We start from the raw sequence: 12,288 nt of genomic DNA on the forward strand, positions 1-12,288 counted from the left end.
GAAAACATCGGGTCGGTTTAGTTGAATTATATCTTATTCCCTACAATACGCTAGGAAATCCCTTTTTGATTGAAATAATCTCACCATATCATTTGAAATTGAGCCTACCGAAGTCCCCTTCTTTTACTCTATTTCATTAATAAATTGAAACTTTGTATTGCAATTAATACAAACATTACCGCTAAAACAAAGCTGACAATTGAAAATCCTCTCTTTTTAAGGAGAATATTTTCGATTCCCATTAAAAACCAAAACCCCGCAAGAATAATTTGAAGCATACCATTATAAAAGAAATTTACGGATTTGGATGTAAAAGTAAAAATGCTAATAATAATTATCGGGATTAAAAAGATTATCTGAATAATAACAAAAACTTTAATCCTTCTTTCAAATATTTTATTTAAAAATGTTTTCATTGACTACTCTCCAAATTAGAAATTATGTATAACGATTCAAATAAAATTGATAAATCAATTATCCTTCTTATCATCATTTTGTGCTTCCTCATTGAACTATCTCCAAACCCCCTCCTTTTTCCATTACTGTATAGTATAACTTCTTGCTCAAAAAGAAAAGCCACCAAAAAGGCAGCTTTGTCCTTACAGCACTCCTTTGTCTTTAGTAGAGCGAATAAACCCATGATACCTTGTTCCCTGAAACGATAATTCCCCATTATCCCCTTCGACAAGCATTCCGTAATCTGTATCCTTTACCTCTAATTCCATTCGGTCTCCACTTTCCACTTCGAACGTTACGAAATAATCACTATGAGCCCTAGTTTCTCCACCGCCATGTACCGCCGTTCTCTTGGTCACCACCCGGGCGTTTACATTTAATCTCGGGGAGTGGTTATTCTTATTCCACTGTGAAATACCTTTAATAATGGTAAACAAAATAATTGTTATAATGATTACAAATACCGCCCCGATAAAAATAGGAGCAAATTCAAACATAAAATCCCCCTCAAACATACAAACCTCCAAAAATATCTTTTTCTATATTTTAACATTATAGGTATTAAATGCATCATCTTATTTCTGCAATTTTAATTGAACTTTTTATCGGCCGCTCTTCTCTGTACATTCCTCTTCAGGGTTCATTTTCACCTGTTCCCATTTTTCATTGCCCACTTTACGAAATTGAGTAATTTCAATGTCCGTTCCGTTCGTTAAAGTAAAGAAAATAAAGCAATAATCGGCCCCATCATTCTCGTGAATATATATTTGATTCCGCTGTAACACAGTCATCACCCATTGTTAGTTTATGGGCGTGTGAGAGAGAAGTGACAAAAGAAAAGCGATACCTCTCATGAAGTATCGCATCTGTAGTTTGACAACAATCTTATTGCATAGAGGCTGAAATTTCTTTCATTTTTTGAACTACTAACGGATAAAAATTTTTTTCCGCACTTGTTGTGGAATTACCACCAAAAAATCCCGTTCCTGGACAAGATTTTATAGCATGTCCTTTACTGTCGTCCAGTACTCTTTCGCCAGTATTCACATCCCACCAGTGATGGTAGGTGATACTGTCAATCGATGGAGTTAAGCCGAATTTCAACATAAGCAGGGCATTAACGGTAATAATCGTTTCTCTTTGTTCAGCGGTCATTTGATTATTCCCAACATCAAAGTTTCCAACGTTTTCAATTGCTAAGGCATCTTTTTCAATTTCATGCATTGCAGATTTATTTAGCAACCCGAAGGAACCTTCTGGAGGGGTATTAAATGGCCTGCAAACAGCTACTTTTCCATCTGGAAATGTGGTTAATTGTTGACTGATATTACTCCATCCCATGCCATTAACATGATAATCCTCCATACCCTTCAATAATGCAAAATGATTCGACCCATTGAATTGCTGATACGCAGGTTGATAGGTGTGATGTACTTGGATTTCACCTATTTTCCGAGTGAAAATATGGTTAAACATCCAATCCCTAAATTCGTCTCTTGTCATAAGTACATATTGTCCCTCCATGTCGAGTCTTTTAGGAGGAATCTTTATTTTTTGCCCGAGATAAATCATGTCCGATTTAAGTCCATTTATAGATTTTATTAACTGGACGGTGGAATTAAATGCTTGTGCAATCTTCCACAGCGCGTCTCCTGAAACCACTTCGTACATAATTGGGACTCTTAATTTCTGACCAACATAAATGGAGTCAGAAGTTTGTATCCCATTAATGAGTTTGAGTTCTTCTGCAGTGGTCCCATATGTACTGGCGATTTTCCATAAATAATCCCCTGATTTCACCTCATATATATTTCTCGGGTTATTTATTGCATAAGCAGGAGATAAATTCATGAACATAAGAAAAATCAAACTAAATAAGACCACAAATAGTTTTTTCATTATTAACTCCTTTCACAATGGTATAGGAAAAGACAATTTTTCCTAAGCCTTTATATTTTGTAAAATTGCAATAAATTTATTCGAGATACAAGGTTTTTTTAAGAATTAGCTACTTCTTTTCACAAAAAAACGATTGCCCTTTATAGAGCAATCGCATATATGTTTATTGCTATTATTATTTTCATAACTCAAAAATAACTATTCTATGTTTTTCTTATAATTTAATTTTAAAAGACTTTTAAAGTCTAATTCAGCGATTAGCACACTTAATAATAATAGTGTAGCACCAAGGTAACCTTTATTTGTCAAAGTTTCCCCTACGAAAATGAAGGCAAATCCAGCAGAAAAAACAGGTTCTAATGTAAAAATTAATCCTGTATGGGTTGGTGTAGTGTACTGCTGTGCAATAATTTGAACGATGAAAGCAATTCCCGTACAAAAGATACTTAAGACTAAAGTTGTAAACCATGATTCCGCATTGTCAGGCAATTTAGGTGTTTCCATAAAAAAGGAGAAAATCGTACTAAATAAACCGACAAAACCAAGCTGTAATACTCCCAGCGAAATGGAATCGACATTCCTTGCGATGGTTCCAGTAACGATGATATGAACCGCGTAAAATAGAGCACATAGGATACATAATACATCCCCATAACCGATTTTAAATTGGTTATTTAATGTTAATAATCCTATACCTACTAAAGCCAAAGCGATGGACGATATAACTTTTTTTTCAGGCCTTTGTTTTAAAAATATTATGGATATAATTGGAATGAAAATGACTGCAAGGCTCATTAAGAACCCGGCATTCGAAATAGATGTGTACTTGGTACCGAACGTCGCAAAAACATAAACGAAAAACAAAATACATGCTAATATAAAAGCATATTTTAAAGTTCGAACATTCATTTTTAATAAATGCTTAAAGAATACAATCCCTGATATTAGAAAGGCAATAATAAAGCGTAATGCGATTAAATTATATTCTTGCATATATTGGAGGCCGATTTTTGTAAGTAAGATCGATGATCCCCAAAAAAATGTAATCAATAGAAGCATTAAATCCGCTCTTAGTTGTGTTTTCATTCTCTTTCCTCGACAATCTATGTAGTATATATTCCGTGCTCAAATCGAACCCCGATATCCAAAGTAAATTCTTTTTTTGCCTAATTTTTATTATATTCGATATTTACTTTACATTAAACTACCTGGTTTAAATTTTCTCCCCAAAATATTTAAAGAGCCAGGCATATTCGCCTGGCTCTTATTACATCACCCGTTTAAACATTTTCTCCATTTCATACGAGGAATAGTGCACAATAATCGGCCGACCATGAGGACAGGTAAACGGGTCCGATGCTTTCCTCAAATCATCAAGTAATGCTTGAATTTCATCATTGCGCAAATGACGATTCGCTTTAATCGATGCCTTACAGCTCATCATGATTGCCGCTTCTTCACGCAGCTTTTTAATATCGACCCTTTTCATTGAAAGCAGCTGTTCAATCATTTCTTCAATGATTTCTTTTTCTTCGCCTTTAGGGAGCCATTGCGGATGGGAGCGGACGATAAAACTGTTCAATCCAAACTCCTCAAGAAAAACACCGACATTCTCAAGTTCATGGATATTTTCATTAATTTTCAAAAAGTCATCCGTCGAATATTCAAAAGTTATTGGAACCAGCATTTCCTGCAACTCAGATGCAACCTGTCCAACCTTTTCACGGAAAAATTCATACTTCAGCCGCTCTTGTGCCGCGTGCTGATCAATGATATATAAGCCTCTTTCATTTTGGGCAAAAATATAGGTGCCGTGCATTTGCCCGATTGGATACATCCGTGGTACGCGGCTTTCATTTTGTTCTTCCGCCTCAACGACTGGCGGTTCGTAGAAGGAATCCTCTTCCAGCTCCTGCTCTACTGGCTCTTCACGTTCTTCAGGTTCTTCATGAAACTCTGTAAATGATTTAGGAAAATCCCATTTTTCCGGTTCTTTTTGAATTGGTGTAGTAAAAAATGATGGCTCCAGCCGCGGCCGTGTTTCCTGAACCACTGGAGTCGGAATCGGTTGCGGCTCAATTACTTTGGAAACAGGTCTATCACTCGTACCTTCATCAAGAACCAATGAAGTCTGCTCTGACTTTGGCATTTCTTTTTTTGCAACCGTGTAGGCCGACGGAATCAAAATTTTCGATTTAAACGTCTCTTTGATGATCGATGTCACCAGTTCATTTAATTCCGCTTCCTTACTAATTCGGACCTCCATTTTCGATGGATGCACGTTTACATCCACTAAGATCGGATCCATCTCGATGTTTATAAGAACAATCGGAAAGCGGCCTATCGGAAGCAGAGTATGATAGCCTTCTTGAATCGCTTTCGCCAATGGATAGTTTTTGATAAACCGCCCATTAATCATCGTGGAAATATAGTTTCGCGATGCACGCGTTACTTCCGGCATGGAAGAAAACCCGCTAATCTTATAGTCAAGGGAAGAACCAGAGATTGGCACAAGCTGTTTGGCAATCCCTATTCCATATATTGACGCCAAAACTTGCCTGACATCACCGTTTCCAGTCGTTTGCAGCAATTTCCGTTCATTATGATTTAAGCGAAAGGCCACCTCTGGATGCGAAAGTGCTAATCGATTCACCACGTCCGTTATGTTTCCAAGCTCGGTATGGATCGTTTTCATATATTTCAAGCGGGCTGGTGTGTTGAAAAATAAATCAGTAATCGTGATATCGGTACCGCGGCGGCTTGAAGCTTTTTCAAAGACTTCGACCTTTCCACCTTCAATTACGACCCGGTTTCCGGCACCTTCCCCAGTTGAGGTTTTCATCTCCAGTCTCGAAACAGATGCGATACTTGGCAGGGCCTCACCGCGGAACCCGAGTGTCCGGATGCGGAAAAGATCATTTTCATTCTTAATCTTACTTGTAGCATGGCGCTGAAAGGCGATTAATACATCGTCTTCTTCAATTCCGTAGCCATTATCCGTAATACGAATTTTTGCAAGACCCGCTTCTTCGACCTCGATTTCAATCACAGTACTTCCTGCATCGATTGCATTTTCGACCAGCTCTTTTACAACGGATGCAGGTCGTTCGACTACTTCCCCAGCGGCTATTTTATTGGACAGGGTGTCATCCAATTGAATGATCTTACCCATTCGTTACACCCCCTATTTCAACTTTTTATGGAGTTCATACAACAAATTAATCGCTTGAAGTGGTGTTACATCTAATAAATCAAGTTCCTTTATTTTATCTAAAACTCGTTTTTCTTTTGACGAAATTTCTGGCTTTTTCGACTCAGCAGGTTCATCGAAGAAGGATAGCTGAGCTGGCTGCTCAACAACTGGTTCTGGTACTGTTACTGGTTGTGGTTGTGGTTGTGCCTGTGTTTCCTGTTTGACAGGGGTTTCCGTTTTGATTGGAATTACCTGAATATCAGGCTGTTCTAACGCCGTCAAAATCTCATTCGCCCGTTCAATCAATTCAGGCGGTAATTCCGCTAGCTGGGCAACATGAATTCCATAACTTTTATCCGCAGGGCCTTCCTTAATTTTATGAAGAAACACTACCTTACCATTATGCTCAATCGCACTAACGTGGATATTCTTCAGTTTCGAAAGCTCTTCTTCCAATACCGTTAATTCATGATAATGGGTTGAAAACAGTGTTTTTGCCCCTATACGGGTATGAATGTATTCAATGATTGCCTGTGCCAACGCCATACCATCGTAAGTTGAAGTTCCGCGACCAATCTCATCGAATAAGATTAAACTGTTTTGTGTCGCATTAACAATCGCATTTCTTGCTTCAAGCATTTCGACCATAAATGTACTCTGCCCGGAAATTAAATCGTCTGCCGCCCCGATGCGGGTAAAGACTTGATCAAAAATCGGCAGAACCGCTTCCGCTGCCGGTACATAACAGCCGATTTGCGCTAAGATAGCCGTTAATGCAATCTGGCGCATGTACGTACTTTTACCGGACATATTTGGCCCTGTAATCAAGAGTACCTCTCTGTCTGCATCCATTAAGCAGTCGTTCGGAACATATTCCTGTGAGTTGAGAACTTTTTCGACAACCGGGTGGCGCCCATCTTTAATGACAACACGGCGCTCCTCTGAAAACTTCGGCCTCACATAGCGGCGTTCTTCACTCACCTGTGCAAAACATTGAAGAACATCAAGCTCACTAACCGCTTTTGCCAATGCTTGCAGTCTAGGGATTTGCTCTTTTACGATTTCACGAATTTCGGTAAAAAGCTCATATTCAAGCTCACCGCATTTTTCTTCTGCTTGTAAAATTAACGCTTCTTTCTCCTTTAATTCCGGTGTAATAAAGCGTTCCGCATTTGTTAATGTTTGTTTCCGTTCGTACTGCCCCTCTTGTAAAAGATGCAGGTTCGCCCTGGTTACTTCAATATAATAACCAAAGACACGGTTATAGCCGACCTTCAATGATTTAATGCCCGTCTTTTCACGTTCTTCCCTTTCCAGCTGGGCAATCCACGTCTTCCCGTTGCGGCTCGCATCCCGGTATTGGTCCAATTGCTCGTTATACCCATCGCGGATGATGTTTCCTTCTTTTAATGAAAGCGGCGGATTTTCTACAATTGCCTGCTCTAATAAATCGGTCACTTCTTCGCACGGGTCAAGCGATTCAGCAATTTGAGTCATTTCTTCATTTTGCATGTTTTGAAGGATTTGTTTTAAAAATGGTACCTGCAAAAGTGAACGTTTTAATTGCACTAAATCCCTAGCATTTACATTTCCAAATGCAACACGGCCAGCTAACCGTTCTAGGTCATATACTTCTTTCATTTTTTCACGAAGTTCCTGGCGATCAAAATAGTGATTCATCAAAACATCAACGAGGGTATGTCGGTGCTCAATTTCCTCTCTGTTGATTAAAGGCCGGTCAATCCAGTGTTTCAGCATCCGGCCGCCCATTGCGGTCATTGTTCCATCTAAAAGCCATAAAAGCGAACCTTTTTTCCCTTTTGAACGAATCGTTTCGGTTAATTCAAGGTTCCGTTTCGAATAGTAATCAATTTTCATATATTGATGAATTTGATAGGTTGTCACAGATTGAAGATGGTCGAGGCTCCGCTTTTGCGAGCGGTATAAATAATTAAAAAGCCTCGCTGCCGTTTGCTTTAATTTATCCTGATTTAAATCCTCGATCAGTCCGGCAAAGTTCATTTCTATTGAACTATTATCTTCAAAAGAGATCGCCAAAACATCCCGTTCACGCATCTTCTTTTGAAGCTCTCCGTCAAACTCGCTCGACACCACTACTTCTTTTGCACCTAGTACAGCAATTTCATTCAATACTTCTTCAAAGTTATTCGTTAATAACGTAACCCGGCTTTCACCAGTTGAGATGTCGTTGTAGGCAAAACCATAGGTTTTATCATCAAAAGCGGTAATCGAAGCAATATAGTTGTTTTCTTTATCCGTTAAACCTTTGCCCTCCATCACGGTCCCAGGAGTGATGAGCTGCACCACTTCGCGGCGGACAACCCCTTTTGCTTGCTTCGGGTCTTCGGTTTGTTCACAAATGGCTACTTTATAGCCCTTGCCAATTAATTGTTCAATATAGTTGGCCGCAGAATGGTACGGAACGCCGCACATAGGAATCCGGTCTTCCGTCCCGCCTTCCCGGCTCGTTAACGTAATCTCTAATTCTTGCGATGCTTTAATTGCATCCTCGAAGAACATTTCATAAAAGTCGCCTAAGCGAAAAAATAAAAAGGCATCTTGATAATCTGCCTTCACTGCTAAATATTGTTGTATCATCGGCGTATATCCAGCTGCCATAATGACCTCCAAGTTTTTATCATTTCGAGTATCTTCGACAAACTATTATAACATATTTGGGAAGCGGGGGCAGTTGTTGAAATTAACCAGATTGGGATTTCGGGGGTTAGTTATACGTATTCGGCGGATTGTATATGCAAAATCATGGTCCTTAGATAAAATAAAAAAAGGTTTGCTGGGATTTACAAATTCTATGGCCTAATACCAAAATTTAAACCTAGTCTTCGAAATTAACCCTCATGCATATAAATAAAATTAATAAATGGATTAGAATCGGGGTGATTTTGTGCCTGATTGGTTTGAAAGGGGCAATAAGGAATATGTCTTTGAAATGTATTCAGTAAGCCATTTTGCAATCATCGTGATTCTGATTCTTGGCGCAGCATGTATATATCTTTTTCGAAACAAAATAAAGTGGAGAAAAGCAGAAGTTGGAGCTGCGTTTTCACTAATGTTCTTTGAACTTACCTACCATTTCTGGATGCTCATAAATAGAATTTGGGAAACCAGCTCCGCCCTTCCTTTGGAGCTTTGTAACATCAGTCTAATCTTATGCATATTACTGCTACTTACTCGTAAAAAGGTAATCTATGAAATTTTACTATTCACAGCATTACTTGGAGCAACTCAGGCACTCATAACACCTATATTGCATTATGATTTTCCGCATTTTCGCTTTTTTCATTTTTTCTATACCCATCTAATGATTATTTGGGTGCCATTGTATTTCACCTGGGTACACGGGTACCGGCCTACTATCTGGTCTGTGGTCAAACTCTTTGTGTTTCTAAATGTACTGATGCCATTCATAACGATGATCAATAGATTGGTTGACGGCAATTACATGTTTTTAAGTCATAAACCCGCCACCGCCAGTTTATTAAATATCCTCGGTCCCTATCCTTGGTATATCTTATCAATGGAAGGATTGCTAATTATTCTAAGTTTACTTGTATGGCTAATCTTCAGGGAAAAGGGCGCCAAAACTTCACATGCTGTCCAGCATCATGTAAATAAAAGAACTTTTTATTGACCTTTTTTATCCAATTTATTATAATAAAAGACGTTCCAAAAAAATAAGTGTCCCGGTAGTTCAGCACGAATGAATTGACTTCAATGAATATGCTTCAAGCGTACTGACCGAGCTGCTTCTTGAGTAAGCATTCTGAGGTCAGGACGGGATAACATCTACTAGTTGTGAGTGTTAAACAAAATAATTAAATTTTTCCTTGTCCCGGTAGCTCAGCAGGATAGAGCAACAGTTTCCTAAACTGTAGGTCGGAGGTTCGAATCCTCTCCGGGACGTACATTAAAATCCCGCAAAACATTGACGTAACAGTGTTTGTGGGATTTTTTATTATATACCCGTGCAAAATTATACGTTAGATCAAATTTAAAGGAGGAAACTGAATCAAAGGATATAGATATATCTGTATTTAAATATGCTGAAAATGTAGAAGTAACTAATGCTATTGATATAAACATTTTTTTATTTTTACCATTACTGATTTTGAATTATCCGAGGAAAATATGGTGCCTATATAGGCACCATATCTAAAGACATGAATAAGATATATCGATCATCCTTAAGTTAGTAATACTGGCAGGCATGGCAAGAAAAAGCTTGTCTTTTTTGTTATTTACAAACCTGGTATGGTATTCACGTTTTAAATCCTTCCCTAACTTTATCTTGAATTAGTTATAACTATGAACCCCGAGTTGTTTGCTCCAGCTCCATTAATTGTATTCGATTTAGATATTGGTGCAATAATAGCTGTCCCATCGAAGTTGACTATCCCGCCTGAAACGGTACCGATAATGACACCATCCTTTTTAATAGCCAAGTTTATCCCCCCTAAAGTTACTCTTAGATCATTATATGTGCAAGCTGGTATGCCTGTTCATAAGATATGATCATTCGCGTCCTGATAGGGCTTGGCATGATGGGCATACGGTACTACCCCAAATACCAAGAAATGTTCGTGCACGGCTGCCGCCATTTTTTACCCACTTTCATTACTCGGTATCTCGTTTAAGAGATTCCTATTCACAAGGGGAAAATTGGTTTTATCATTTTAGTTATTTCCAACAATTGGCTTTGTGTTCCCTATTTTTATAAACTAGTGAAAGACCCTATCTTCTTCAACAACTGGGTGCAAGAGTTGAACAAAACGTTGTTTCGGCAGCGTTTTTTCTTAGTGAGCTACCATGTGGGAACGTAATTTTCTGGCATTTTCTGTGGTGAATCTCTGATTCATGGTTGGCTAAAGGTGGAGTTGAACAATCATCATTAGCTTTTTTCCACAATCCGGCCAGATCGTGGAGGATTGGTAAATTTCAGTTCTTCAAATAATAAGATTATTAGAAGAAGGAAAGCTATGTATAATTAGTGATGTAAGTTTATGTCTTTTATGTAATAATTATATTTTGTAGAAATATAAATTTACAATTCATACGTAGGGAAAGTGGGAATCATAATGGCAACGGGAACACATACAGTAGAAATTCCAGTAGATGTACAAGCAGTTTGGGATTATGTCAGTGATCTTGAAAAATGGGCAACGACAGTACCAGCCTATAAAGAACATGAAATCATAAATGACAAGCAATCTATTTGGACATTTGAAGGTAGTGTGAAAGGTATTAAAAAAACTATACAAGCCCAGGTAGATATTACCGAATGGATTGAACCTTCAAATATTAAGTTTGAACTAAAAGGTTTATCAGATAATTTTACAGGAAGCGGTCACTTTATTTCAGAAGATGTTAATGGTAAAACAATAATGACTTGTAGGGTGGAAGTCCATGCAGGCGGATTATCGGGTGCGGTGTTAACACCAATTATTAAGTGGGCTGTTCCCAAAGTAGCATCTCGTTTAACAGAATCTATCGCACGTAAAATTGCAGTATTCTCATAGTTGTCAAAGATTGAAAATCGCTTCATAAGTAAAGATGTTAACAATCTGATATAACCAATGTAATGATAAAGAATTCTGGGAATTTTATAATTAGCAGTGTCTTTATTAGTTTTTATCAAGTGTTTTACTGCTCCCATTAATCATTATAGAAAAAATAAAACGAAGTCATGAAAAGGTTTTCTAGTCGGAGGCTTTTCGATTTCTATGTTAAATATTGGACTTATAGTTTTGATATTTATTGACCAAGCAAATTTATATTAGTTTCTTATTTGTAAATATTACTAGTCCTAAAATACATTTGTAACACAATTTATTTAAATTAACGGGAGATTTAGTGAAAGTAGATTTAATTTTTTTTAAAAATACTCATCATATTTTAGTTATTCCATTATAGGGGTGCTTTTGTGAAATAATCGGGTTGCTGCGGCAGCCCCTTTTTCTTGTTGAAATAACTGGGCAGGTTAGTGAAATTTAAAATCACAAAACTACATAAAAAAGGCACTGAAATTAGTGCCATAAATTATCTTATGGTGCTACAGTAACTCTTATAATTAAAACTTTCTGGGGAATTGTTTCACAATGGCATTCGTTATGGTGTCTGCCATTTGTAAAGCTTCTGCTTCAATTTTATCAAACACAGCAATACTTGATTGAAAATTGCCTTGAAGTATAAATAATGCTTCCTGTGTAGTAAGTGCCAGATGTTCGAAAAACATTTCTTGGAATTCATCTCTTGATATATACGGGTTTATTCTGCTTAGAAATTTGGCAATTTCTTTTCCATTTGCTTACCATCTTCTCTCTGCATCCACGACAGCCTTTTGATTTCCTGCTTTTGCGGCTTTTACAATTTCCGCTGCAATTAACAGGTGTTCCCTTATTAAATTGCTATACTCTGATGCTATTCTATTTCCATAGAAAGGCTTTAGTAAATTGCCCATATCTGTGGCGTTTCGGAGTAGACGTGCGGTAACAGCGTCTACATCAGGTAAATCAAAGGCAATGCTATTGATTGTCATTCTTGTCCAGTACACGTGTTGTTCCCAAACTAAACGCATGGCATTACTTAATCTGAATTTCTGTTCACTAATACTAGAATGATTGAACCATGGTTCTTTCATTGTTTCACCTCCTTCTTCCAAAATCATAATTAGTCTATTCTGATTCTAAAAAGATGCTTGT

At 37.7% G+C, this 12,288-nt stretch carries 12 protein-coding genes and 1 tRNA gene; 3 read left to right on the top strand and 10 right to left on the bottom strand.

From position 1 onward, the window contains the following. Window positions 1–128: 128 nt before the first annotated feature. The 7 genes from BIV60_RS18895 to mutS form a co-directional block, all read right to left on the bottom strand. Complete coding sequence (locus BIV60_RS18895; protein ID WP_071357260.1) at window positions 129–416, bottom strand: hypothetical protein; 288 nt, start codon at window positions 414–416, stop codon at window positions 129–131. A gap of 183 nt (window positions 417–599) precedes the next feature. Continuing rightward, the gene (locus tag BIV60_RS18900; RefSeq protein ID WP_256218464.1) at window positions 600–953 is read right to left on the bottom strand and encodes a DUF2500 domain-containing protein; all 354 of its coding nucleotides are present in this window, start codon (window positions 951–953) and stop codon (window positions 600–602) included. Window positions 954–1,058: 105 nt separating this feature from the next. Continuing rightward, window positions 1,059–1,241 (bottom strand): hypothetical protein, encoded by a 183-nt coding sequence (locus BIV60_RS18905; protein WP_071357262.1) that lies wholly within the window; start codon window positions 1,239–1,241, stop codon window positions 1,059–1,061. A gap of 100 nt (window positions 1,242–1,341) precedes the next feature. Beyond that, on the bottom strand, window positions 1,342–2,355 hold the full coding sequence (locus BIV60_RS18910; RefSeq protein ID WP_083402324.1) for a LysM peptidoglycan-binding domain-containing protein: 1,014 nt from the start codon (window positions 2,353–2,355) through the stop codon (window positions 1,342–1,344). A 198-nt stretch (window positions 2,356–2,553) separates the two neighbouring features. Further along, entirely contained in the window at window positions 2,554–3,441 is an 888-nt protein-coding gene (locus BIV60_RS18915) for a DMT family transporter (protein ID WP_071357263.1), read from the bottom strand. 181 nt (window positions 3,442–3,622) lie between these two features. Continuing rightward, window positions 3,623–5,527 (bottom strand): DNA mismatch repair endonuclease MutL, encoded by a 1,905-nt coding sequence (mutL, locus tag BIV60_RS18920; protein ID WP_071357264.1) that lies wholly within the window; start codon window positions 5,525–5,527, stop codon window positions 3,623–3,625. Window positions 5,528–5,539: 12 nt separating this feature from the next. Continuing rightward, window positions 5,540–8,188: a DNA mismatch repair protein MutS gene (mutS, locus tag BIV60_RS18925; protein WP_071357265.1), complete on the bottom strand. Its 2,649-nt coding sequence runs from the start codon at window positions 8,186–8,188 to the stop codon at window positions 5,540–5,542. Window positions 8,189–8,474: 286 nt separating this feature from the next. On the opposite strand from mutS, the gene BIV60_RS18930 reads away from it, so the two are divergent. Together BIV60_RS18930 and BIV60_RS18935 are read left to right on the top strand one after the other, a co-directional pair. Beyond that, a complete protein-coding gene (locus tag BIV60_RS18930; protein WP_256218465.1) occupies window positions 8,475–9,221 on the top strand; it encodes a YwaF family protein in 747 nt (248 codons plus the stop codon). A gap of 198 nt (window positions 9,222–9,419) precedes the next feature. Then, a tRNA-Arg gene (locus BIV60_RS18935) sits at window positions 9,420–9,493 on the top strand. Window positions 9,494–9,873: 380 nt separating this feature from the next. On the opposite strand, the gene BIV60_RS29230 is transcribed toward BIV60_RS18935, so the two are convergent. Next, window positions 9,874–10,032 (bottom strand): spore germination protein, encoded by a 159-nt coding sequence (locus BIV60_RS29230; protein WP_141770494.1) that lies wholly within the window; start codon window positions 10,030–10,032, stop codon window positions 9,874–9,876. A gap of 633 nt (window positions 10,033–10,665) precedes the next feature. Between BIV60_RS29230 and BIV60_RS18940 the strand changes: the two genes are divergently transcribed. Then, on the top strand, window positions 10,666–11,106 hold the full coding sequence (locus BIV60_RS18940; protein ID WP_071357266.1) for an SRPBCC family protein: 441 nt from the start codon (window positions 10,666–10,668) through the stop codon (window positions 11,104–11,106). A gap of 551 nt (window positions 11,107–11,657) precedes the next feature. Here BIV60_RS18940 and BIV60_RS30540 read toward each other — a convergent pair. Further along, on the bottom strand, window positions 11,658–11,822 hold the full coding sequence (locus BIV60_RS30540; protein WP_256218466.1) for a hypothetical protein: 165 nt from the start codon (window positions 11,820–11,822) through the stop codon (window positions 11,658–11,660). Window positions 11,823–11,894: 72 nt separating this feature from the next. Beyond that, entirely contained in the window at window positions 11,895–12,227 is a 333-nt protein-coding gene (locus BIV60_RS30545; protein WP_256218467.1) for a hypothetical protein, read from the bottom strand. Between the last annotated feature and the right edge of the window lie 61 nt (window positions 12,228–12,288).

Source organism: Bacillus sp. MUM 116 (genome assembly GCF_001866655.1).
Classification (GTDB): domain Bacteria; phylum Bacillota; class Bacilli; order Bacillales; family Cytobacillaceae; genus Neobacillus.